Genomic DNA, 22,040 nt, shown 5'->3' with positions numbered 1-22,040 from the left:
GCCAAAATACACAAGCATGCGCCAGAGATGGGCTGGATGATGCCAGTCTTGAAGGTCAGCTCTTATAATGTTTTCTTTGTCCCAAATATTGAATTTTCATAACGAGAGGTCAGACATGACACCCAGTTCGGCGCTGGCCGGCATCACGGTGCTGGAGATTTGCAATGTCGCGGCGGGGCCTTTTTGCGGCATGTTGTTGGCGGACATGGGCGCCGACGTGATCAAGATCGAAAACCCCGAAGGCGGCGACACGCTGCGCAGCTGGCCGCCCATTTCCGACGGCTACAGCGAAAACTTCGCGTCCCTCAATCGCAACAAGCGTTCGGTGACCTTGAACCTGAAGGATCCCGGCGACCTGGCCTTGGCGCGCGATCTGGCGCTGGCCGCCGACGTGCTGATCGAGAACAACCGGCCGGGCGTGATGGACCGCCTGGGCCTGGGCTATGCGCAGCTGCGCGAGGCCAATCCCAAACTGGTCTATTGCTCGATCTCGGCCTACGGCCAGTCGGGGCCCCGTTCGCAGGAAGGCGGCTTCGACCTGACCATCCAGGCCATGAGCGGCATCATGAGCGTGACCGGCGAAGCGGGCGGCGAACCCGTGAAGTGCGGCGTGCCCGTGGCGGACTTTTCGGCCGGCCTGTACGGCGCCTTCGCCATCGCGTCGGCCTTGCGCGCGGCCCAGGCCAGCGGGCAGGGCACGCATATCGACGTGCCCATGCTGGGCGCCACCTTGGGCATCGCGGCCTTGCAGACCTCGGAGTTCTTCGGCAGCGGCAAGGATCCGGTCAAGCTGGGGTCAGCCCATCCGCGCAACGCGCCGTATCAGGCATTCCGCTGCAAGGGCGGCTACTTCGGCATGGCGGCGGGCAACCAGGCCTTGTGGAAGGGCGTCTGCGCAACGGTAGGCCGCGAGGACCTGCTGGCCGATCCGCGCTTTACGGACACCAGCGCCCGTGCGCGCAACCAGACGGCGTTGCGCGAGATCCTCGAGGCGATCTTCGAAGCCGAGGACGCGCAGACCTGGCTGGCGCGTTTCCGTGCGGCGGGCGTGCCTTGTGCGCCCATCAACACCTATTCCGAGGTGCTGGCGGATCCGCAGGTCGAGCACATGGGTTGGGTGCAGCCCGTGGACCTGCCCAACGGCGTGCGCACGCGCACCTTCGGCCTGCCGGTGCGCTTTGACGGCCAGACCACGGCCTTGCGCCGCCGGCCGCCGGCCTTGGGCGAACACAACGATGAAGTGCTGGGCGCGCTGCGCGCCGCCAGAAAGGAGACGGCGGCATGAGCGAGGTCCTGCGCATCGACAAACAGGGCGCGGCGCATGTGTTGACGCTGGCGCGGCCCGACAAGATGAATGCGCTGTCAGCGCCGCTGGTGGAGGCGCTGATCGCCGCATTGGACGAGGCCGAGGCAGGCGGCGCCCAGCTCATCGTCTTGAAGGGCGAGGGCAGGAATTTCAGCGCGGGCTTCGACTTCGGAGGTTGGCAGGAACAGAGCGAAGGCGACCTGCTGCTGCGCTTCGTGCGCATCGAGATGCTGCTGCAGCGGCTGGCGGCTTCGCCGTGCCTGACGCTGGCGTTGGCGCATGGCCGCAACTTCGGCGCGGGCGTGGACTTGTTCGGCGCTTGCAAGTGGCGCGTCAGCGCGCCCGACGCCACGTTCCGCATGCCTGGGCTGAAGTTCGGCCTGGTGCTGGGCACGCGCCGTTACGCGGCCCTGGTCGGCGCCGAGCGGGCGCGCGCGGTGCTGGAGCAGGCGGCCACGTTCAGCGCGGAAGAAGCCTTGCGCGACGGCTTCGCCAGCCGACTTTCCGACGCTCAGGATTGGCATGCCGTCGAACGCGAGGCGCTGGACGCGGCGTCAGCGCTGAGCTGCGCCAGCCGTGTCCAGCTGTATGCGGCGCTGTCCTCTGAAACGCCGGATACCGATCTCGCCCGCCTGGTGCGCTCAGCCGCCCTGCCGGGATTGAAGGAGCGGGTGGCGGCTTATCTGCAGGCGCGTTGACCTAAGAAGAACACGCAGGGAAGGAGACATCATGGCATCGGGTTTCAATCAGAAGAACAAGCAGTGCACGCTGGCGGAGCTGGCGGCGTTGGTGCCCAACGGCGCGTCGATCGCCTTGGGCGGCAGCTTCCTGCACCGCGGACCGTTCGCCTTCGTGCGCGAACTGATCCGGCAGGGGCGGCGCGACCTGGAACTGGTCAAGCAGTCGCCAGGCTACGACGTGGACATCCTGTGCCGCGCGGGCGCGCTGCGCCGCGTGCGCGCCGGCATCGTCGCCATGGAAGGGAACTTCGGCCTGGCGCCCTGGTACCGCAAGGCGGTGGAGCGGCGCGAAATCGAACTTGAGGAACACGCGTGCGCCAGCCTCACGGCCGGCCTGCGTGCGGCGGCCTTCGGCGTGCCGTTCCAGCCTTGCGGCGGCCTGCATGGCAGCGGCCTGCCCGAACTCAATGGCTGGAAATGCCTGGACGATCCCTACGGCAGCGGTCAGAAGACCTGGGTGGTGCCGGCGATCCGGCCGGACTTCGCCGTGATCCATGCGTCCGAGGTGGACGCGCTGGGCAATGTGCGGGTGCATGGCACGGCGCATTGGGATCGCATCATGTCGCGCGCCGCGGGCAGCGTGCTGGTGGTGGCCGAGAAGGTCGTCGACAGCGCGGTGTTCGAGGCCAATCCGGAATCCACGCTGGTGCCGTTCTTCATGGTGCAGGCCTATGCCGTGGCGCCGCAGGGCGCATGGCCGGGATCCTGCTGGCCTGACTACGCCATCGACTATCCGGCAGTGGAGGCATACATGGACAAACACAGCGATCTGCAGGCGCACATGGCTGCGGCGCCCGAAGCGCGGGAGGTGCAGCATGGCTGAGCAATGGTCGGGTTTTTCCTACATCGTCACCAATCTGGCGCGTTTCATCCGGCCGGACGAGATCACCTTCAGCGGCGTGAATTCCACCATGCCCATGCTGGCCTGCCTGCTGGCCAAGCGCGCCTACGATTGGGACTTCGTCTACATCAACGTGGCCGGCGGCGTGAACCCGCGGCCCTCGCATGTGCCGATCTCCAGTTCCGACCCGGTGCTGGCCGAGCACACCGCGTCGATCTTCTCCAACGAAGACTTCTACGACCTGTGCACGCGCGGCCGTATGGATCTGACCTTTCTGGGCGCGGCGCAGATCGACGGCGCGGGCTGCGCCAACAACTCCTGCATCGGCGACTGGCATGAGCCCAAGGTGCGCCTGCCGGGCGGCGGTGGCGGCGCGGTGATGCTGCCCACGGCCAGGCGCGCCTGCACCTGGCGCACCGAGCACTCGCGGCGCACCTTCGTGCCGAAGCTGGACTTCATGACTTCCTGGGGCGGCTTCCACGGCGTGGTCACGCCGATCGCCGTGTTCGTCAAGCGCGACGGCCGGCTGGCCTTGCAGTCCTGGCACCCGGAATCCAGCCTGTCTGAAGTGCGCGAGCGCACGGGGTTCGAATTCGATGCGACGGGCGCCGAGCCGTCCGCGCTGCCCAGCGCAGCCGAGGCGCGCGCCTTGCGCGAGCTGGATCCCGACGGGCAGTTCGAACGCGACGCGGCCGTCGCGCTGCGCTAGGAGACTGCCATGACGATCGCCGATGCCACGCTGGTGGCCGCGTTCGCGCGCCTGTGGAGCCAGCCGCAATGGGCCGGGCGGCCAGCCATCGTGACCGCGGACGGCGCCTTGACGTATGCGGGCTTGCAGCGCGAGGTCGGGCGCATCGCGGGCGGCTTGCGCGCCGCCGGCGTGGCGCGCGGCAGCCAGGTGGCGATCGCGATGGAGCGGTCGCAGGCGCAGGTGCTGGCGATCCTGGGCGTGATGGCGGCGGGCGCCTGCCCGTGTCCCCTGGAGCCGCGCCTGTCGGACGCCGAGACCGCCAGGCGCGTGGCGGCGGTGGGTCTGGGCTGGATGCTGCACGACGCGGCCAACGCGGCCACGGCCCGGGCCAGCGGCCTGGCGCCGCAACACCTGCTGGACGCCGCCGCCGTGGCGCAAGGCCCGCTGGATTGGACGGGCAGCGGCGAGGCCGAGCCCGGCGACGCGGGCCTGCTGCTTTTCACTTCCGGTAGCACCGGCAATCCCAAGGGCGTGCTGTTGAGCCACCGCGGGCTGGCGAACAACGCGCGCGGGGTGCTGGCGCACACCGGCTTGACGCCGGCAGACCGGCTCCTGCACGTGATGCCGCTGCATCACACCAACGCGCTCAACAACCAGATCTTCGCGCCGTTGCTGGCGGGCGCCAGCGTGGCGCTGGCGGGGCGCTTCCGGGCCGAAGACATGCCGGGCTTGCTGCGCGCGTTCCGGCCCACCCTCATCACCGGCGTGCCCACCATGTATGCGCGCATGCTGGAACTGGAGTTCGACCCCGCAAGCCTGGCCGCGTTGCGCTTCGCGCGCTGCGGTTCGGCGCCCATCACCGAAGCGCTGCACCGGCGCATCGAAGCCTTCCTCGGCTGCCCGCTGGTGGTGTCCTACGGCCTCTCGGAGGCCACCTGCACCTCGACCATGAACCCGCCCGCCGCGCGCCGCGTGGGGTCGGTGGGCACAGTGCTGGCCGGCCAGAGCGTGACCTTGCGCCTGCCGGATGGCAGCGAGGCCGCGCCGGGCGGCGAAGGCGAGATCTGCATCGCGGGCGACAGCCTGATGCTGGGCTATGTGGGCGTGGACAGCGCCGACGCGGGCGCGCCGCAGCTGTTGCGCACTGGAGACTTGGGGCGTTTCGACGAGCAGGGCTACCTGAGCATCACCGGCCGCATCAAGGACGTGATCATCCGCGGCGGCGAGAACATATCGCCGGCGCTGATCGAGGGGGTAGTGACGGGTCTGCCGGGCGTGGCCGCCTGCTGCGTGGTGGGCGCGCCCGACGAGGACCTGGGCGAAGTGCCCGTGATCTTCGTGCAGCGCGCGGGCGAGGCCGCGCCGGATGCGCCCGGCATACAGGCCGAGGTGCTGGCGCGCCTGGGCCGCATCTACGTGCCGCGCGAGGTGTTGTGGATCGAGCGCCTGCCCGAGAACGCGGTGGGCAAGGTCGACCGCAAGGCGCTGGCGCGGCAGCTCGCGCCCGCCAGCCTGCGTTCATGAAGCGTAGGGACGCCTCGGGCGTCCCGTTACGCTATTCGACCTTGCCGATCCGGTTGACCGCTGTCTCCAGCGAGGCCGTGTCCTGCTTCCAGTATGCGTCGAACGCGGGCGCGTCCAGGTACTGCACGGGGCTCCCAGTGCCGGCGATGCGCGCCTGGACTTCGGGATTGCTGGCGACGTCCTTGACGGCTTGGCGCAGCTTGTCGATGACGGCCGGCGGCGTGCCGGCCAGGGCGAATACGCCTGACCACTGCACGAAGCTGATGTCGTAGCCCTGCGATTTGAAGGACGGTACGTCCGGCAGGCTGTCGAGCTTGCCGTCGCCCCAATGCGCCAGCGCCTTGACGCGCCCCGCCTGGATCAGCTGCATGACGCTGGACGGCCCGGTGGCCAGGGCATCGACCTGGCCGCCTACCAGCGCCTGCACTGCGGGGCCGGCGCCGGTGAAGGGCACATGCATCATCTTGATGCCGGCCGCGTTCTGCAGCATTTCCATCGGCACGTGCATGGTGCCGTAGATGCCGGAAGAGCCGTAGCTGAACTTGCCGGACTGCTTCTTCGCCGCGTCGACGAATTCCTGCAGCGTCTTGTACGGCGCGTCTGCGCGCACCACCAGCACGGTGGGATCGGCGGTGATGCGCGCAATCGGCACGAACTGGTCCAGCTGATAGGCCGGCTTGCGTTCCAGCAGGCGGTCGGCTGCGGGCAGGATGGAAATCGACGACAGGCTCATCAGCAGCGTATAGCCGTCGGGCTTGGCGCGCCCGGCCTGGCCGATGCCGATGGCGCCGCCCGCGCCGCCCTTGTTTTCGATGACCACGGCCTGGCCCAGCCTGTCGCCCATGGCCTGGGCCAGCGGCCGCGCGATCGTGTCGGCGACGCCGCCGGGCGGGAAGGGCACCACCATGGTCACGGGGCGTTCAGGGTAGCCGGCAGCCAGCGCATTCGCGGCTCCCAGCCATAGCAAGGCGGCCGCGGCCGCCCGGTAGCAACGCAGATTCATGTCTCACTCCTTGTGCTTCCTGCTGCCGAGCCGCCCCGTGTTCATTCCGGGGCTTGTACTCAGACGAAGCGGTTTTCGATATGTCCGATGCCGTCGATTTCCACGCGCACCACGTCGCCGTGCTTGAGGAACCGAGGCGGGTTCAGGCCCTGGCCCACGCCGGCCGGCGTGCCGGTGGCGATGACGTCGCCCGGATACAGCGTGATGCCGCGCGAGCAGGTTTCGATCAGCGTGGGGATGTCGAAGATCAGGTCCTCGGTATTGCCGTCCTGGCGCAGTTCGCCGTTGACCCAGCAGCGCACGCGGGTCTTCTGGCCGTCCAGCTCATCGGCCGTCACCAGCCAGGGGCCCATGGGGCAGAAGGTGTCGAAGGACTTGCCCAGATCCCATTGCTGGTGGCGCATCTGGACGTCGCGCGCGGTGACGTCGTTGACCACCGTGTAGCCGATCACGTGGCTCATGGCCTCGGCGCGGGAAATGTTGCGACCGCCCTTGCCGATGACCACCGCCAGTTCGGCTTCGTAGTCGATCTTGTCGGACACGCCCACGGGCAGTTGCACGTCGGCCCAGGGGCCGACCACGGTCTGCGGCACCTTGGTGAACACGATGGGCCAGGATTCGGGATTGGCGTCGTTGTCCTTGAAAACCGAGTCGCGCAGTTCCTTGGCGTGGGCGTGGTAGTTGCGGCCCACGCAGAACAGGTTGCGCCGCTGCGCCGGCAGCGGCGCTTCATGTTCCACCTGGTCCCAACCGTAGGACGAGCCGATCTTGCCCGGCAGGGCGCGGCCTTCGGCCAGCCACTCCACGGCGGTCAGCGCGCCGGCCGCTGCGAGTTCGCGCGGGAAGTCCAGGGCGGTCACGCTGCCGCCGTCGTCGGAAACCACGCCGATGCGGCGTTCACCGTTGATCCGGAATACTGCAATCTTCATGCTTGCTCCCTGGGCGGTCCGGCCGCCCGTGCTTAATACCAAAAAGTACCAATTGAGTGAATCGTCAGGCCCAATTGCGGAGAAGGATATACCAAATAAACCAATTTTCCTAACAGGATTAATAGTTTTTTAGGCGATTATTGGTCTGTTTTGGTATCATCTGGCCGCTAGCCATTCTGGGACGGTCCATGGACAAAGCTTCCGCCTTGCGCGCGGTCATCATTGAAAATCTGCAATCCGGCGCCTGGCCCGCCGGCCATCGCCTGCCCACGGAACGCGCCCTGAGCGAACAATTCGGCATCAGCCGTTCAACGGTGCGCCGCACCCTGGCCGACTTGAAGGTCGAAGGCTTGATTTCGCAGCGCGTGGGTAGCGGCACCTACGCCAATCCGCCCTTGGTCCTGGCGCAGGCCGAAGGGCTGCTGCGCACCGAAGTGCTGTCCACCAGCCCGGCCGAACTGATGGCGGCGCGCTTGGTGCTGGAACCGGCGATTGCGGCCTTGGTAGTGCAGCATGGCAGCCCGGCCGATTTCGCCGCCATGCAGGACGCCTGCGCGCGGGCCGAGGCCGCCGACAGCTTCGAAGCGTTCGAGATCTGGGACGCCAAATTGCACGAATTGATGGCCACGGCCACGCACAATCTCTTCATCGAAAAAGTGTTCGCCCTGATGACGGCGGCGCGCTCGCAGGCGACCTGGGGCGCCTTGAAGCGCAGGAGCCTGACGCCCGAGCGGCGCCAGGCCTATCAGGTCGAGCATCGCGAGATCGTCGATGCGCTGCATGACCGGGACGCCGAACGGGCCATGGAGGCCGTGCGGCGGCATCTGCTGCACGTGAGGGACAACCTGCTGGGCTAGGGGTCGCAGCGTCCGCAGGGCGCAGGGGACTGCGGCGCGGCCGGGTCTTGGCCGCAGCAAGAGCGGCCGGCGCGGGATGCGCGCCTCAGGGTTGCGCGCGCAGCCTGGACAGTTCGGCGGAAAGCTCGGCCACCAGGGCCTGGGCGCGCGCCAGCGGATCGTGGCCCTCGGGCGAGGGCTCCGCGGGCGTGTCGGGCGTCTGCAACCGGGGCTGCACGCTTTCATGACCCATGCTGACGTCCACGTCGAACACCAGTTGTTCGGCGCGGTGCCAGGTGGTGAACCATTCCAGGGGGCGGCCATGCTGGTCCATGCCCTGGCCTTGCAGCATCAGCAACGGCGTGCCGGCTTGCGTGCCCAGCAGTGCGGCCAGCGTCTGGTCGGCGGCAACCGCCCGGATCTGATTGCGCCCGGCGCCTGGACGCAGGCCGAAGCGGCGCGTCAGCACGCCATGCAGGGACGCGTCGGCGAGATCTTCGGCGCGTAGGCCCGGTACCGCGTCGGCGGGCAGCCAGGTGCGCACGTAGGCCAGCGGCGCGTCGGCCACATGGCGCAGACGCTCCAGCATCAGCAATTGCGTGGTGCCGAAGAAGGCGGCTACGTCCGCGGGCGGCTCGGCGCGCGCGAACGCGAGCACGCGGGTCTGCAGGGCCACGCCGGACTGCGCGAACTGCTCGTACAGGCCGGTGGAGCGCTGTACCAGCCGGCGGTGTTCCTGGGGCGCGGCCACGCTGGCGGGACGCCCGGTTTCGCGCTGGATCAGGCCTTCGGTGGCCAGGGCCGCCAGCGCCTGGCGCACCACGCTGCGCGCCACGCCGAAGCGTTCGCACAGCGCCGCCTCGCTGGGCAGCACGGCGCCGGCCGCGAGCTTGTTCGTGCGGATGTATCCGCGCAGCAGGGTCGCCACCTGGGCGTGCAGCGGGATATCGCCGGAGCGATCAAGTACGGGCAATGCGTCGTGCGTGGCGGGCGCCATGGGAATCAACCTCCGGTTTGTGCCCGCGCAGTTTCCCACACATGCGTCCAGCCCGGGGCCAGATGCGCGGCGCGCTCGGCGGCCAGGATCAGGCTGTCCTCGCGGGCGATGCCGCGGCCGGCAATGTCGAAGGCGGTGCCGTGGTCGACGGACACGCGCACGACGGGCAGGCCCACCGTGATGTTGACGCCGTCGTCGCCGTAGACCGCCTTGAAGGGCGCGTGGCCCTGGTCGTGGTAACAGGCGATCACGAACTTCCACTTGCCGCGCACGGCCTGCGGGAACAGCGCGTCGGCCGGAATCGGGCCTGCGGCCAGGATGCCGGCGGCATTGGCTTCGGCCACCGCGGGCGCCAGGATGTCGGCGTCTTCGGTGCCGAAGATGCCGTTTTCGCCGGCATGCGGATTCAGGCCCGAGACTGCCACCGGCTGGTCGCCGCGGCCCAGCGCCTTGGCGAACGAGCCGGCCAGGCGCAGCACTGCGCGCATGCGCGCCGGGGTCAGGTCTTCGATGGCCTGGCGCAGCGACACGTGAGTGGTGGCATGGAAAATGTAGAGGTCGCCGGCTGACAGCACCAGCGAGAAGGTCTTGACGCCGAACTCGTGCGCCAGCAGTTCGGTGTGGCCGGGCCACTTGTGGCCGGCGGCGTGCATGGCGGCCTTGTTCAGCGGGGCGGTGACGATGCCGTCGACCTCGCCGGCGCGCGCCAGGGCGCAGGCCGTAGTGACAAAGCGCACCGAGCCGTCGCCCGCGTCCGCGCTGATCTCGCCCAGCTTTACATGGGCCAGCGACGGGCCGGCCTGCAGCACTTCGATCGTGCCGGGCGTGTTGGCGCAGTCGGCCGCGCGGTCCAGCTTGCGCACGATGGCGGGGTCGCCGCCCAGGCCGCGCACGGCGTTGGACATCACGTCGACGTCGCCGACCACGAGCAGGCGGGCCTTCTGGCGCAGTTCGTCATGGCCCATCAGCATCTTGGCCGTGATTTCCGGCCCGATGCCCGCCACGTCGCCCAGGGTTACGGCCAGCAGGGGCAGTTTGCCCGGTTGGGGTTGTGTCATCGCTTGAATCTCCTGTCGCGGATCGCGCGCACCGCGCGAACCAGTACATCTTCGGTGCCAAAGCCGCCGGCCTTGGTCACCACGGGCAGGCCGGCGGCCGTGCCTCCGGTCAGCGTGCCCAAAGGCACGCCGCCCATCACTTCATCCACCAGCGCGATGCCGCGGGCGCCCAGCGCCACCAGCACGCTGCGCGCGCCGTCGCCGCCGGTGGCGACCACGCCGGCCGCGTTCGCGCTGGCGATCAATTGTGCGGCCAGGCCGCCCAGGCGTTCGGCGACGGTCTCGGAATCCAGGCCGTCCAACTGGCCTTCGGGCGCCAGCAGCAGCACCGTGCCGGCTTGCGCGGGCGACTGGGCATGCGCCTGCAGCAGCGGCTGGCTCCAGGCCTGCCATGCTGCGTCGTCGGCCAATTGGGCCAGCGAGGGCGTCCAGGTGTCGGCGCCCGAGGCTTGCAGAGCCGCGGCTTGCGCGCGTGCCGCGCTGTGCTGCGAGGTCACCACCACCACGACCGGCGCGGTCTGGTCGGCGCCGGCCCAAACGCGGGCCAGCGGTACGGCAAGGCCGCCCGCGCCCACGGGCAGGGCGTGCACGCCCAGCAAGCCGATGGCGCGCGCCAGGCGTTCCAGGTCGGCTTCGGTGGCGGCGTCAACCACCACGGTGTTGCCGGCCGCGCGGATGCGCGCCGCCAGCGTTTGCGGCGTGTCGCCTGCCTGCGCCGCCACATGGGCGCAGCCCAGCAGGGTGGGGATATGGCTTTCGGTCACGGGGGTGACCGGATCGGTGGCCGCCGAGGTCTCGGTGACCGGCTTGCCATTGACGTAGAGCACGCCTTGTTCGACGGTGCGGCCGGTGGCCGGGAAAGCCGGGCATATCACCGCAATGGTGTCCGGACCCCAGGCCTCGCGAGCCGCATCGATCTCGGCCTTGAAGGCGCCACGCAAGGTGGAATCCACCTTCTTGTACAGGCGTGTGACGCCGGCCGCGCGCAGGCGGCGCACGTTGTGCCAGACGACTTCGGCCGCGTCGGCGGTCGACAGGGGGCGGCTGTTGGTGGTGACCGCCAGCACTTCCACGCCGGCGGCGCCTGGACCGGACAGCGCCTCGTCGGCGCCGCCGATGGACAGATGGGTGTTCCAGCCGGCGCGCACGAACTGCACCGCCGTGTCGCCGGACCCGGTCAGGTCATCGGCGACGATGGCGATGGCGGGATTCAAAGCGCCTCTCCGCGCGCTTCACGCAGGGCGGGCGCGACCGTGGGGTCGGCGTCCTCGGATTTGAGTTCGCCGGCGCGCTTGAGGAAGTACGAGGCCAGCATCGGCGCCAGGATCGAGCTGATCAGCACGCAGGCGGCGACCTGCGCGGTGGCGGTCGACACGTACTGCTGGAAGTTGGGGTCTGCGGCCGCCACCACGGCCGGGGTCGCGATGGCGTTGCCGGCGGTGGTGCCGGCTGCGAAGCCCAGGCCGCTCTTGCCGCCGCGGCGCAGGATGTAGCGATAGCCCAGGTAGACCAGGCCGCCGGTGATGGGGCTGATGATCAGGCCCAGGATCAGGCCGCTGACGCCGCCGGAAACCACGGCGCCCAGGTTGATGCCGGTGCCCAGCGCGAAGGCGAAGAACGGGATGACGATGTTGGGCACGGGCTTGAGCACGTCGCGCCACTTGGGGTCCAGGTTGCCGACCACCACGCCCAGCAGGAACGGCACCAGCGCCGCCACCAGGGCGATCATGGGGATGTCGGCCAGGCCCGAGGCGCCCAGGAACAGCAGGCTGAAGAAGGGGCCGTCGTTGACCGCGCTGGCCACATAGGCGCCGCGGTCGCGGGCATCTCCGTACTGGCCGGTATAGGCCAGCCACAAGCCGCCGTTGCTGTTGTCGAAGGCGGCCAGCAGCGCCAGGATGGAGACGCCCAGCACGCCGTCCAGGCCGACGTAGCTGCCCAGGATGATGATGAGGGTGGCGGGCACCAGCGTCTTCATCAGCAGGATGGTGCCGGCGGTGGCCAGGATGGGGCCGCCGGTGCGCGCATTGACCTGGGTGCCGGTGGCGAAGATCAGCAGCGCGATCAGGGGCAGGGCGCTGTTCTTGAACAGTGCCGTGGTGAACCCGCCGATCGCCAGGGCGTCGGGAGCGAAGGTGCCGATCAGGGAACCCAGGATCAGCGGCACCAGCATCAATCCACCGGGGATTTTCTGCATCGTGCCAAAAAAGGGCGAGCGGGAAGTTTCGGTCGACACTATCGGAGTCTCCAGGACGGTTTTTCTGGGTTGCAGACGTTCGAGCGCGCGTCTGTCAGACGGTTGAACAGGGATGAAAAACCGTAGTGTACACCTGTACGTACAGCATGTACGTACAGGTTCCCAGGCCCGGAGGCAGTTCCGATTTTAGAAGCGGTAGGCGCCGCTCAGCATGACGGTGCGGCGCGCGCCGTAGAAGCAGTCGCCGCGATCCAGGCAGACCACCTCATAAGTGCGGTCCGCGATGTTGTTCACGTTCAGCGCATAGCGCCAGGGACCATTGTCGTAGCTGAGCATGGCGTCGAACAGCGTGACCGCCGGGGTTTCCGGGGCACCACCGTCGCGGAACGCCGACAGGTAGCGCACGCCCGCGCCCACCGCGAAGCCGGGCTGGCCGGCCAGCGCGAAGCGGTACTTGCCCCACATGGAGGCGATGTGCTTGGGCTGGGCCTCAAGCTGCGGGTCCAGGTCGGTGTAGATATAGTTGGCGATCACGTCCAGTTCCTTGGTGACGCGGCCGCGCAGTTCCAGCTCCACGCCGCGGGTACGGGTCTTGCCGGCCTGGATCTGGTTGTTGGGATTGTCCGGGTCGTTGGTCTGGCGATTCTTCTCGCGCAGGTCATAGGCGGCCGCGGTGAATTCGATGTCGGCGTCCTTCGGCATGTACTTGATGCCAGCCTCCACCTGTTTGCCGCGCATGGGCTTCCAGCGCTGGTTGTAGAAGTCGGCGCCGGCGATGGGCGTGAACGATTCGCTGTAGCTGAGGTAGGGCGACCAGCCGTTGTCAGCGGCATACATGAGGCCGAAACGCTTGGTGGTGGCCATGTCGGTTTCCCGGTCCTGGCCTTCGGTGGTGCTGTCGGCGCGGTCGCGGCGGATGCCGGCCAGGAAAATCCAGTTCTTGTCGAATTTGATCTGGTCCTGCGCGTAGAAGCCGATCTGCTGCTGATTGATCTTGGGGTTGTCCGACAGTTCGTACTCGGGCACGTTGCCGTACACGGGGTGGTACAGGTTCAGCGGCGAGCCCGCGCCGCTGGCCGTCTGGCTGGTCTCGCGGTAGCGCGAATAATCCATGCCGAAGATCACCGTGTGCTCCGTGCGGCCCCAATTCAGCTTGCCTTCCACGTTCTGGTCCGCCAGCAACGTGCGCATGCGCGGCTTGTTGACATAGAAAATGCGGTCGACGGTGGTTTGTTCCGGATCGATGTAGGAATCGCCGCGGCGCGCGCCGTAGACGTTGGGATAGAGCGTCTTGTAGTCGACGCTGCTGACCGTATTGCGGAAGTTCTGCCGCACTTTCCAGGTGTCGTTGAACTGATGCTCGAACAGCCAGCCGACGCTGAACTGCTCAGTGTCGTAGGCGTCGAAGCCCGGTTCGCTGGCGAAACGCCGGGTCGGGATGCGGCCGTTGGGATTTTCCTGCACCGAGCCGCTCCAAGGCAGGAAGGATTGCGTGGTGCCCGCGCGATCCTTCTGCCAGGTGGCCTGCAGCGTCAGCGAAGTGGCTGCGCTGGGGCGCCAGGTCAGGGACGGCGCCAGCATCAGGCGGTCGTCCGGCGCGTATCGGACCTGGGTATCGCTGTCGCGTCCCACGGCGATCACGCGGTACAGCCATTGGCCATCCTCGCTGGCCGGACCCGTTAGGTCGGCCTGGATTTCGCGGCGGTTGTGGTTGCCCAGCACCACGCCGATCTCGCGCTGCGTTTCCTCCAGAGGGCGCTTGCTGACCAGGTTGACGATGCCGCCCGTGCTGCCCTGTCCGTACAGCATCGAGGCGGGGCCGCGCAGCACTTCCACGCGCTCCATCGCATAGACCTCGGTGCGCGGGTTGTTGAAGCTGAAGTACTGGCGCAGGCCGTCCAGGTACTGCACCGGCTCCACGCCGCGGACGCGCACGTAGTCGGCGCGGTTGTCCACGCCATACGCGTTGGGGCGCACGCCGGCCGCGTAGTTCATGGTGTCCTGTATGTTCTGCGCGCCCTGGTCCACGATCTGTTCACGCGGGATCACGGTGATGGCCTGCGGCGTTTCGGACAAGGGCGTGTCGGTCTTGGTCGCGGTGGCGCTGCGCGTGGCGACGTAGCCTTCTACCGGACTGGTCGCGGTTTCGCCGGTGCCGGTGACCTGCACGGCGGGCAGGATGGTGGCGGGTTCGCCGGATGCGGCGGGCTGGGCCTGCGCTGCGGCGCCCATGCAGGCGGCAAGCGCGGCGGCAGCAGGCAACAGGACCAGCGGCCGCGCGCGCCGGGCGGCGGGATCAGGGTGGCGTTTCAACGGATTTCCCCTTCGGCCTGAGTTCGGCCGATTTTGGATGCAAATGACAACGATAACTATTATTAATTTAATAGATCAAGGATGTCAGAAAATCCGCGGTCCGCAGATGTAAAAAAGCCGTGCAAAGCTTGCCGGGCGGTAAGGTGGACGACGAAAAACGCCGTCCTATCAGTAGCTTGGCGAGGTCTGGGAAAGGCGCGAGGGAGCCGCTCGCCTGTTGGCGAGGCGCGACAGAACGGCTCAGGCGTGGCGCGGCCGGCGGGTGCCGCCGTCGCGCCGGCTGGCTTTTTCCGAGACGATATTGCCCTCGGCCATGCGGCGGCCGCGCTGTTCGATGCGGCCCAGAAGGTCGCGCAGCAAGGCGACCTCGTCGGCGCTCAGGTCCTGCACCAGCAGGTCGTTCAGGTGCGAGACTTCGGGCAGCAAGGCGTCGTACAGGGTGCTGCCTTCGGCCGTGGCTTCCACACGCACCACGCGGCGGTCGGCGCTGTCGTGCAGGCGGCGCAGCCAGCCTTTTTCGCATAGCGCGCCCAGGGTGCGCGAGGTGCGCGCCAGATCCAGTTTTGCAGCGGCCGCCAGTTCAGCCGAACTCATGATGCCGCCCTCGACGGCACAGGCCAGCACCCGCCATTCGCGCCGCGTGATGCCGAAGCGTCCTTCGCACAGGCGCAGGAATACGGGATTCGATTGCGACCATGCCTGGTATAGCCGGTACATCAGCATGTCCGAAAGCTGGCGCTGCCCGGACGCGGAATCGGTCGGCATGGCGTCTCCTCCTGGTGGTGTTGCAGTTCGCGCTGCATATCGTTATGGGAAGTCCTGGATTAGATCAACAAATACGGGCGTTGCTAAAGTCAATTTTCCTATTTGAGTATCGGCCAGGCAGTGACAACCATAATCGACAGCGGGCCGCTGTCTCCAGGAGTTGACCATGCGTAAATGGATATCGGGCGCTGCCGCGGCGGCAATACTTGCGGGGGGCGCACCGTTGGCCGGCGCGCAGCAGGCCCCGCTGGACGGGACGCTGACGGTGGTGGTGGGTTATCCGCCAGGCGGCAGTTCGGACCGCATTGCGCGGCTGGTCGCGGACCGGCTCAAGGATCGGGTAGGCGTGCCCGTGGTGGTCGAGAACAAGACGGGGGCGGGCGGCCGCATCGCGGCGCAGGCCCTGCACACGGCGCCGGCCGGCCAGAACGTGCTGATGCTCGCGAACCCGGCCGTGATGGTGGTGGCGCCGCTGGTCTATGCCCAACCGGGCTATGACGCGCAGCGTGACTTCAAGCCCGTGTCGCTGGTCAGCAGCTACAAATTTGCGATGGCGGTGGCGGCGAATTCGCCGATCCAGGACCTGGCTGGCCTGCGGCAGTGGCTGAAGGCGAACCCCAAGCAGTTCGCCGTCGGCGTGCCGGCCACCGGCAGCCTGCCGCACTTCTTTGCGCTGATGCTGGGACGTGAACTGGGCCAGGAGCCGGAAGTGGTCGGATACCGCGGATCGGCGCCGCTGATTTCCGAATTGATAGGCGGCATCCTGCCGCAGGGCATCGATACGCTGGACACCTTGCTGCCGCAGCACCGCGCCGGCAAGATCCGCATCCTCGCCGTGTCCGGCGAGGCGCGCGATGCCGAACTCAAGGACGTGCCCACCTTCAAGGAAAGCGGGGTGAACCTTGCGGCAAACGGCTGGAACGCCTTCTTCGCACCGGCAGCGATGCCGCAGGCCAAGGCCGACAGGCTGGGCGCGGACATCGCGGCGGTGTTGCGCGAGCCCGCCATGCAGGAGGCCGTGCGCGCAGCCTACCTGGAGCCGGTATCGCTGGATGCGCGCGGCACAGCCGACGCCTTGACTGCGTACCGCGAGCAGTGGGAGCCCGTGGTGCGTGCATCCGGCTTCACGGCCACGCAATAGGAGGACGACGATGAGCGATGTGCAGAACGTGCTGTTCATCATGGCCGACCAGCTGCGGGCCGACCACCTGAGCTGTTATGGCCATCCTTATCTGCAGACGCCCAGCCTGGATGCGCTGGCCGCGCGCGGGGTGCGCTTTGACCGCGCCTTCGTGAACTCGGGCGTGTGCGGGCCTTCGCGCATGAGCTATTACACCGGCCGCTATCCCTCGCGCCACGGCGCCACCTGGAACCGCGTGCCGTTGTCGGTCAACGAGATCACGCTGGGCGAATACCTGGCGGGGCAGGGCCGCGAACTGGCTCTGGCCGGCAAGACTCACATCATCCCCGACAAGGCCGGCATGGAGCGGCTGTCGATCGATGGTTCCTCGGAGCTGGGCGCGCTGCTTGGCCGCGGCGGCTTCACCGAACTGGACCGCTACGACGGCCACCACACGCCGGGCGACGAAAGCGGCTATCCCGCCTTTCTGCGGCGCCACGGCTACGACAGCGCGGACCCCTGGACCGACTACGTGATCGCCGCGGTCGACGCCGCGGGACAGGTGGTCAGCGGGTGGAACATGCGCAATGCGCACCTGCCGGCGCGCGTGGCCGAGCCGCATTCCGAGACCGCCTACATGACGGACCAGGCGCTGGACTTCATGAAACGGCGCGGCAGCCAGCCCTGGGTGCTGCACCTGAGCTACGTGAAACCGCATTGGCCCTACATGGCGCCGGATCCCTACCACAAGCGCTACACCCCGGACCAATGCCTGCCAGTGCGGCGCAACCATGAAGAACTGGAGAACGCGCATCCGGTGGTCGCGGCCTACCGGCAGCAGGAAGAGAGCGTCAGCTTTTCGACCGACGAATGCGTGCGCGTGGTGCGTCCCGCCTACCAGGGCCTGATCCGGCAGCTGGACGACCATCTGGGCCGGCTGTTCGACTACATGGAAGGCGCGGGCCTGATGAAGAACACGCTCATCGTGTTCACCGCGGACCATGGCGATTTTCTCGGCGACCATTGGCTGGGCGAAAAGGAGTTGTTCTACGACACCGTGCAGCGCGTGCCCTTCATTGTCATGGACCCCTCGGCTGCGGCCGACGCCACGCGCGGCCGCGCGTTGGACGACATGGTGGAAAGCGTGGACCTGGTGCCCACGGTGCTGCGCGCGCTGGGCAAGCCCGGACCCGGCCATCGGCTGGAAGGCCGCGAATTGCAGACCTTGCTGCACGGCCGCGATGGCGCGACTCCTTGGCGCGATTGCGTGTATTCGGAGCTGGACTACAGCTTCCGCCAGGCCCGCCTGTTGTGCGGCAAGACGCCGCAGAACGCCCGCGCCTGGTCGGTGCGCACGGACCGCTGGCGCTACGTGTACTGGCTGGACGAGCGTGAACAACTTTTCGACCTGCATGCCGATCCGGACGAGTTCCAGGACCTGGGAGCGAGCAGCGCGCATGCGCAAACGCGCCTGGAGCTGCGCCAGCAGCTGCTGGAATGGATGCTGCGCGGCAAGCGCCGTACCACCATCAGCGACGAGGCCGTGGAAAAGGCGACCAACGCCCACAAGCGGGCCGGAGTGTTTTTCGGGCAGTGGTAGGCCGGGCTGGCCCCCGCCGCCGGCCCGCGGTCGGCGCGAGCCGGTGGCTGTCCAGGCCTAACCCGGCTGCCGGACTTGCGCCTGTACGGCTTCCTGCGCCGCCGGTTTCAGTTCGCGGCGCAGGATCTTGCCGACGTTGGTGCGGGGCAGGTCATCGCGGAACTCGATGTAGCGGGGCACCTTGTAGCCCGTCAGCTGCTTGCGGCAATGCGCGATCAGGGTCTCGGCGTCCAACGCCGGATCCTTGCGGATCACATACAGCTTCACGGCCTCGCCTGAGCGCTCGTCGGGCACGCCCACCGCCGCCACTTCGCGCACGCCGGGATGCAGCGCGGCCACGTCCTCGACCTCGTTGGGATAGACGTTGAAGCCGGACACCAGGATCATGTCCTTCTTGCGGTCCACCAGGAACACATAGCCCTTTTCGTCCACGTAACCCACGTCGCCGGTACGCAGGAACCCGTCGGCATACAGGACCAGCGCGGTTTCGTCGGGCCGTTGCCAGTAGCCCTGTGTGACCTGGGGACCGCGCACGCAGATTTCGCCGGTCTCGCCCACGCCCAGTTCTTGGCCCGCATCGTCGCGGATGGAAATGTCGGTGGATGGCACGGGCAGGCCGATGGAACCGGTGAACTCCTGCACGTCCAGCGGATTGATCGTGACCGCGGGCGAGGTCTCGGTCAGGCCATAGGCCTGCGCCAGCGAGCGGCCGGTGACGGCGCGCCAGCGGTCGGCCACCGAGCGCTGCACCGCCATGCCGCCGCCCATCGTCAGGCGCAGCCGCGAGAAATCCAGGCGCGCGAAATCCGGGTTGTTGAGCAGGGCGTTGAACAGCGTGTTCACGCCCGTGAAGGCCGAGAACGGCACCTTGCGCATTTCCTTGACCAGCCCGGGAATGTCGCGCGGGTTGATGATGAGCAAGTTGCTGGCGCCCATCTTCATGAAGGTCAGGCAGTTCGCGGTCAGCGCGAAGATGTGATACAGCGGCAAGGCGGTCACGATGCACTCCTCGCCTTCGGTCACCAGCGGCCGGACCCAGGCATAGGCCTGGCTCAGATTGGCCACCAGATTGCCGTGGGTGAGCATGGCCGCCTTGGCCACGCCGGTGGTGCCGCCGGTGTATTGCAGGCAGGCCAGGTCGCGCTGGTCCAGTTCCACTTCCGTGAAGGGCGCGGCGGCGCCGGCGCGCAGCGCATCGCCCAGCCGGATGGCGCCGGGCAGCGACCACGCGGGCACCATGCGCTTGACGCGGCGGACCACGAAGTCCACCAGGCGTCCCTTGAGCGGTCCCAGCAGCTCGCCGATGGACGTCACCACCACGCGTTCTATCGCGGTGCCGTCCAGGGCCTTCTGCACGGTAGCGGCAAAGTTGTCGGCGACCACGATGACGCGGGCGCCCGAATCGGCCAATTGGTGCTGCAGCTCATGCGGGGTATAGAGCGGGTTGCAGTTGACCACCACGCAGCCGGCGCGCAAGGCGCCGAACAGGCATACGGGGTATTGCAGCAGGTTGGGCATCATGAGCGCGACGCGGTCGCCGCGGCCCAGGCCGTTGGCGTGCAGCCAGGCCGCGAAGTCGCGCGTCAGCCGGTCGAGCTCGGCGTAGCTGAGGGACTTGCCCATGCTGATGTACGAGGTCTTGTCGGCGTAGCGCCGGCAACTTTCGCGCACGACCGACACCAGCGTCGTCACGCCGTCCATTTCGATGTCCGCAGGCACGCCCGCGGGGTAGCTTTTCTGCCAGATTCGTTCCATATGCCGGATTTCCGTGTGTGGCCTGTACAGCAAGAGAGCCTTTGGGCCCTAGCCGCCCAGCAGGGCTTTTTTCAGGGAGGCTTGCGCGGGTTTGTCGCCCAGCCAGACCCTCAGCAGGGCGCGCGCGAACGCGGGGCTGTCGATGCGGCCTTGCGGCTTGCCGTTATCGGTGACCGCGACGCCGCGGGCGTCGAAATCCAGGTCGACCACGTCGCCTTCGCGCACCGCGCCGATTTCCGCCATCAGGGCGGACAGGCGGGCGGCCGGCGCCTTCAGCTCGGCCAGCTCTTGCGCTGATGTATTGTCGCGCAATCCGTCCTGCAGGGCTTCGTCCAGGCTTTTGCTGTCGACGTCGCGCAGCAGCAAGAGGCGCATGCGGCGCGGCTCGTCGCTGTTGACCAGCGCAGCCGCATCGCCGCTTTTCGCGGTGGCGTACAGCGCCGCCACGTAGACCTTGACGACGAACTTGGTGCGCACGCCGGCGCCGTTCAGCACCAGCGCGCGGCCGCCTTCCGACAGGCTGTCCGGAACGCGCAGGCCGGCGACTTCGACGTCGGCGGCCTGTGCGGGGGCGCCGGCCAGGCAGGCGGCAAGCATGAGGCTCAGGGCGGCGATTCGCCCTCCGGGGATGCGACGCATGATTCTCCTCCAGTGTTCTTCTGCTTGTAGAACTTCTTGTCTGCGATATAGATCGTGCGTTCCACGACGGCGTAGACCACGCCGTCGCGGTCCTTGAGTTCCACCGTATAGGTCCGGGTGGTTTCATGGTCGCGCGCGAGGATTGCGCGGATTTCCGCGATTTCGTCGGGCGGGAGCCGGAAGTCCACATACAGCGTGGCGTACGCCGGCTTGCGGAAGCGTATGGTGGCCGCCTTGTCCCACACGATGTGGTCCGCGCCCAGCGCGGACATCAGCATCGTGGGGTGGGCGCCGTCGGTCACCGCGAACAGCGAACCGCCGTACATCGAGCCGACGATATTGCGGGTACGCCGCAGCAGCGGCAGCTTGATGCGGATGTGATGGAAATCCGCGGATACATGCACCACTTTGCCGCCGGTGGCGCGGAACGCGGGATGCAGGTTGAAGCCCACCCGCATCAGGCGCGCCCGCCAGGTCGGCGACAGGTTCTTGAACCAATAGGGCTTCATGTTCCGCGCCGCTCCGCCTACATCGCCTCGAACAGGCCGGCCGCGCCCATGCCGGTGCCGATGCACATGGTCACCAGGCCGTACTTGCCGCCGGTGCGACGCAGGCCGTGGGTCAGGGTGGCCGTTCGGATCGCGCCCGTGGCGCCCAACGGGTGGCCTAGCGCGATTGCCCCGCCCAGCGGATTCACCTTGGCCGGATCCAGCTTCAGCTCGCGGATCACCGCCAGCGATTGGGCGGCGAAGGCCTCGTTCAGTTCGATCCAGTCCAGCGCGTCCTGGCCGATGCCGGCGCGTTGCAGCACCTTGGGGATCGCGGCGACCGGGCCGATGCCCATGACTTCGGGCGGTACGCCGGCCACGGCGAAGCCGGCAAAGCGCGCCAGCGGGCTCAGATTGAATTCGCGCAGGATGCGGTCGGACACCAGGATCACGGCGGCGGCGCCGTCGGACATCTGCGAGCTGTTGCCGGCGGTGACGCTGCCGCGCGCGGCGAACACCGGCTTCAAGCGGGCCAGCGCCTCGGCGCTGCTGTCCGGGCGGGGACCTTCGTCCGTCTCGACCAGGCGGCGCGCGACGCGCACCGTGCCGCTGGCGTCGCCGGGCTGGCGCGACACCGTTTCATAAGGCGTGATCTCGGCGCGGAAGTGGCCGGCGGTGATGGCCGCGCAGGCCTTCTGGTGCGAGGCCAGGGCGAAGGCGTCCTGGTCCTCGCGCGAGACCTTCCAGCGTTCGGCGACCTTCTCGCCGGTCAGGCCCATGCCGAAGGCCATGCCGATGTTTTCCTGGTGTTCGAAGATGGCGGGGTTCATCGACACCTTGTTGCCCATGATCTGCGGCATGGCGCTCATGGATTCGGTGCCTGCGCCGATCATGATGTCGGCCTCGCCGGTGCGGATGCGCGCCGCGGCATCGGCCACCGCCTGCAGGCCTGATGCGCAGAAGCGGTTCACGGTGACGCCGGCCACGCTTTGCGGCAGGCCGGCGAGCAACAGGCCGATGCGGGCCACGTTCATGCCTTGTTCGGCTTCCGGCATGGCGCAGCCGGCAATGACGTCATCGATGCGCGCGGCATCCAGGCCCGGGACCTGCGCCAGCGCGCCATTGAGCGCGGCGGCCAGCATGTCGTCGGGACGGGTGGTGATGTAGGCGCCGTTGCGCTTGCCCACCGGCAGGCGCGTGGCGGCGACGATGTAGGCGTCTTGAATCTGCTTGCTCAT

Annotated in this window: 20 protein-coding genes; 8 read left to right on the top strand and 12 right to left on the bottom strand. The window is 68.0% G+C overall.

The genetic code is table 11. The annotated features are described in order from the left end of the window. The first annotated feature begins 115 nt into the window (after positions 1 to 115). From HV793_RS25960 to HV793_RS25940, 5 genes are read left to right on the top strand one after another with little or no spacing between them, the layout of a single operon-like run. The gene (locus HV793_RS25960; protein WP_175164074.1) at positions 116 to 1,285 is read left to right on the top strand and encodes a CaiB/BaiF CoA transferase family protein; all 1,170 of its coding nucleotides are present in this window, start codon (positions 116 to 118) and stop codon (positions 1,283 to 1,285) included. Further along, positions 1,282 to 2,004, top strand: a complete 723-nt coding sequence (locus HV793_RS25955; protein ID WP_175214148.1) for an enoyl-CoA hydratase/isomerase family protein — start codon at positions 1,282 to 1,284, stop codon at positions 2,002 to 2,004. The genes HV793_RS25960 and HV793_RS25955 overlap by 4 nt, the downstream gene beginning before the upstream one ends. A 31-nt stretch (positions 2,005 to 2,035) precedes the next feature. After that, the gene (locus tag HV793_RS25950; RefSeq protein ID WP_054453140.1) at positions 2,036 to 2,869 is read left to right on the top strand and encodes a CoA transferase subunit A; all 834 of its coding nucleotides are present in this window, start codon (positions 2,036 to 2,038) and stop codon (positions 2,867 to 2,869) included. After that, positions 2,862 to 3,596 (top strand): CoA-transferase subunit beta, encoded by a 735-nt coding sequence (locus HV793_RS25945; RefSeq protein WP_054453138.1) that lies wholly within the window; start codon positions 2,862 to 2,864, stop codon positions 3,594 to 3,596. The genes HV793_RS25950 and HV793_RS25945 overlap by 8 nt, the downstream gene beginning before the upstream one ends. A 9-nt stretch (positions 3,597 to 3,605) precedes the next feature. Beyond that, positions 3,606 to 5,102 carry a class I adenylate-forming enzyme family protein gene (locus tag HV793_RS25940; protein ID WP_054453137.1) on the top strand — a complete coding sequence of 499 codons (1,497 nt, stop codon included), beginning with the start codon at positions 3,606 to 3,608 and terminating at the stop codon, positions 5,100 to 5,102. Positions 5,103 to 5,133: 31 nt separating this feature from the next. Here the strand turns inward: HV793_RS25940 and HV793_RS25935 are convergent, their stop codons facing one another. Both HV793_RS25935 and HV793_RS25930 read right to left on the bottom strand, forming a co-directional pair. After that, positions 5,134 to 6,105 carry a tripartite tricarboxylate transporter substrate binding protein gene (locus tag HV793_RS25935; protein WP_175214147.1) on the bottom strand — a complete coding sequence of 324 codons (972 nt, stop codon included), beginning with the start codon at positions 6,103 to 6,105 and terminating at the stop codon, positions 5,134 to 5,136. Between the two features lie 59 nt (positions 6,106 to 6,164). Next, complete coding sequence (locus tag HV793_RS25930) at positions 6,165 to 7,034, bottom strand: fumarylacetoacetate hydrolase family protein (protein ID WP_054453133.1); 870 nt, start codon at positions 7,032 to 7,034, stop codon at positions 6,165 to 6,167. A 188-nt stretch (positions 7,035 to 7,222) separates the two neighbouring features. On the opposite strand from HV793_RS25930, the gene HV793_RS25925 reads away from it, so the two are divergent. Continuing rightward, positions 7,223 to 7,891: a FadR/GntR family transcriptional regulator gene (locus tag HV793_RS25925; RefSeq protein WP_175214146.1), complete on the top strand. Its 669-nt coding sequence runs from the start codon at positions 7,223 to 7,225 to the stop codon at positions 7,889 to 7,891. Between the two features lie 85 nt (positions 7,892 to 7,976). On the opposite strand, the gene HV793_RS25920 is transcribed toward HV793_RS25925, so the two are convergent. From HV793_RS25920 to HV793_RS25895, 6 genes are all read right to left on the bottom strand, one after another. Further along, positions 7,977 to 8,867 (bottom strand): GntR family transcriptional regulator, encoded by an 891-nt coding sequence (locus HV793_RS25920; RefSeq protein WP_175214145.1) that lies wholly within the window; start codon positions 8,865 to 8,867, stop codon positions 7,977 to 7,979. Between the two features lie 5 nt (positions 8,868 to 8,872). Then, complete coding sequence (pdxA, locus tag HV793_RS25915; RefSeq protein ID WP_175214144.1) at positions 8,873 to 9,925, bottom strand: 4-hydroxythreonine-4-phosphate dehydrogenase PdxA; 1,053 nt, start codon at positions 9,923 to 9,925, stop codon at positions 8,873 to 8,875. Then, the gene (gene dtnK / locus HV793_RS25910) at positions 9,922 to 11,139 is read right to left on the bottom strand and encodes a D-threonate kinase (protein ID WP_119450041.1); all 1,218 of its coding nucleotides are present in this window, start codon (positions 11,137 to 11,139) and stop codon (positions 9,922 to 9,924) included. The genes pdxA and dtnK overlap by 4 nt, the downstream gene beginning before the upstream one ends. Further along, positions 11,136 to 12,161 carry a 2-keto-3-deoxygluconate permease gene (locus tag HV793_RS25905; RefSeq protein WP_082400881.1) on the bottom strand — a complete coding sequence of 342 codons (1,026 nt, stop codon included), beginning with the start codon at positions 12,159 to 12,161 and terminating at the stop codon, positions 11,136 to 11,138. Before HV793_RS25905 ends, dtnK begins: the two co-directional genes overlap by 4 nt. Positions 12,162 to 12,308: 147 nt before the next feature. After that, complete coding sequence (locus HV793_RS25900) at positions 12,309 to 14,354, bottom strand: TonB-dependent siderophore receptor (RefSeq protein ID WP_244958705.1); 2,046 nt, start codon at positions 14,352 to 14,354, stop codon at positions 12,309 to 12,311. Positions 14,355 to 14,675: 321 nt separating this feature from the next. Continuing rightward, positions 14,676 to 15,200: a MarR family winged helix-turn-helix transcriptional regulator gene (locus HV793_RS25895; protein ID WP_054453118.1), complete on the bottom strand. Its 525-nt coding sequence runs from the start codon at positions 15,198 to 15,200 to the stop codon at positions 14,676 to 14,678. A 166-nt stretch (positions 15,201 to 15,366) separates the two neighbouring features. Here HV793_RS25895 and HV793_RS25890 point away from each other — a divergent pair, with 166 nt between their 5' ends. Further along, positions 15,367 to 16,341, top strand: a complete 975-nt coding sequence (locus HV793_RS25890) for a Bug family tripartite tricarboxylate transporter substrate binding protein (protein ID WP_175214142.1) — start codon at positions 15,367 to 15,369, stop codon at positions 16,339 to 16,341. A gap of 10 nt (positions 16,342 to 16,351) precedes the next feature. Continuing rightward, positions 16,352 to 17,920 carry a sulfatase-like hydrolase/transferase gene (locus HV793_RS25885; protein ID WP_175214141.1) on the top strand — a complete coding sequence of 523 codons (1,569 nt, stop codon included), beginning with the start codon at positions 16,352 to 16,354 and terminating at the stop codon, positions 17,918 to 17,920. Between the two features lie 57 nt (positions 17,921 to 17,977). On the opposite strand, the gene HV793_RS25880 is transcribed toward HV793_RS25885, so the two are convergent. The 4 genes from HV793_RS25880 to HV793_RS25865 are packed head-to-tail and all read right to left on the bottom strand — an operon-like array spanning position 17,978 to position 22,040. Next, positions 17,978 to 19,675 carry an AMP-binding protein gene (locus HV793_RS25880; RefSeq protein ID WP_119450037.1) on the bottom strand — a complete coding sequence of 566 codons (1,698 nt, stop codon included), beginning with the start codon at positions 19,673 to 19,675 and terminating at the stop codon, positions 17,978 to 17,980. Between the two features lie 48 nt (positions 19,676 to 19,723). Then, positions 19,724 to 20,314: a chalcone isomerase family protein gene (locus HV793_RS25875; protein WP_175181881.1), complete on the bottom strand. Its 591-nt coding sequence runs from the start codon at positions 20,312 to 20,314 to the stop codon at positions 19,724 to 19,726. Beyond that, positions 20,278 to 20,823, bottom strand: a complete 546-nt coding sequence (locus HV793_RS25870; protein WP_054453108.1) for a PaaI family thioesterase — start codon at positions 20,821 to 20,823, stop codon at positions 20,278 to 20,280. The genes HV793_RS25875 and HV793_RS25870 overlap by 37 nt, the downstream gene beginning before the upstream one ends. A 17-nt stretch (positions 20,824 to 20,840) precedes the next feature. Continuing rightward, positions 20,841 to 22,040: an acetyl-CoA C-acyltransferase gene (locus HV793_RS25865; protein WP_119450035.1), complete on the bottom strand. Its 1,200-nt coding sequence runs from the start codon at positions 22,038 to 22,040 to the stop codon at positions 20,841 to 20,843.

This window comes from Achromobacter aegrifaciens (assembly GCF_902859965.1).
Lineage (GTDB): Bacteria > Pseudomonadota > Gammaproteobacteria > Burkholderiales > Burkholderiaceae_B > Achromobacter > Achromobacter aegrifaciens.
The sequence above is the reverse complement of the archived record's forward strand: the minus strand, read 5'-3'. Positions and strand labels throughout refer to the sequence as shown.

Excerpts from the sequence above, each read along its gene's own strand:
- HV793_RS25875 (WP_175181881.1), bottom strand. The coding sequence starts at position 20,314 with ATGCGTCGCATCCCCGGAGGGCGAATCGCCGCCCTGAGCCTCATGCTT.
- HV793_RS25950 (WP_054453140.1), top strand. The coding sequence starts at position 2,036 with ATGGCATCGGGTTTCAATCAGAAGAACAAGCAGTGCACGCTGGCGGAG.
- HV793_RS25920 (WP_175214145.1), bottom strand. The coding sequence starts at position 8,867 with ATGGCGCCCGCCACGCACGACGCATTGCCCGTACTTGATCGCTCCGGC.
- HV793_RS25925 (WP_175214146.1), top strand. The coding sequence starts at position 7,223 with ATGGACAAAGCTTCCGCCTTGCGCGCGGTCATCATTGAAAATCTGCAA.
- HV793_RS25895 (WP_054453118.1), bottom strand. The coding sequence starts at position 15,200 with ATGCCGACCGATTCCGCGTCCGGGCAGCGCCAGCTTTCGGACATGCTG.
- HV793_RS25930 (WP_054453133.1), bottom strand. The coding sequence starts at position 7,034 with ATGAAGATTGCAGTATTCCGGATCAACGGTGAACGCCGCATCGGCGTG.
- pdxA (WP_175214144.1), bottom strand. The coding sequence starts at position 9,925 with ATGACACAACCCCAACCGGGCAAACTGCCCCTGCTGGCCGTAACCCTG.
- HV793_RS25960 (WP_175164074.1), top strand. The coding sequence starts at position 116 with ATGACACCCAGTTCGGCGCTGGCCGGCATCACGGTGCTGGAGATTTGC.
- HV793_RS25955 (WP_175214148.1), top strand. The coding sequence starts at position 1,282 with ATGAGCGAGGTCCTGCGCATCGACAAACAGGGCGCGGCGCATGTGTTG.
- HV793_RS25865 (WP_119450035.1), bottom strand. The coding sequence starts at position 22,040 with ATGAGCAAGCAGATTCAAGACGCCTACATCGTCGCCGCCACGCGCCTG.
- HV793_RS25890 (WP_175214142.1), top strand. The coding sequence starts at position 15,367 with ATGCGTAAATGGATATCGGGCGCTGCCGCGGCGGCAATACTTGCGGGG.
- HV793_RS25885 (WP_175214141.1), top strand. The coding sequence starts at position 16,352 with ATGAGCGATGTGCAGAACGTGCTGTTCATCATGGCCGACCAGCTGCGG.
- HV793_RS25935 (WP_175214147.1), bottom strand. The coding sequence starts at position 6,105 with ATGAATCTGCGTTGCTACCGGGCGGCCGCGGCCGCCTTGCTATGGCTG.
- HV793_RS25870 (WP_054453108.1), bottom strand. The coding sequence starts at position 20,823 with ATGAAGCCCTATTGGTTCAAGAACCTGTCGCCGACCTGGCGGGCGCGC.
- HV793_RS25945 (WP_054453138.1), top strand. The coding sequence starts at position 2,862 with ATGGCTGAGCAATGGTCGGGTTTTTCCTACATCGTCACCAATCTGGCG.
- HV793_RS25900 (WP_244958705.1), bottom strand. The coding sequence starts at position 14,354 with ATGGGCGCCGCAGCGCAGGCCCAGCCCGCCGCATCCGGCGAACCCGCC.
- HV793_RS25940 (WP_054453137.1), top strand. The coding sequence starts at position 3,606 with ATGACGATCGCCGATGCCACGCTGGTGGCCGCGTTCGCGCGCCTGTGG.
- HV793_RS25880 (WP_119450037.1), bottom strand. The coding sequence starts at position 19,675 with ATGGAACGAATCTGGCAGAAAAGCTACCCCGCGGGCGTGCCTGCGGAC.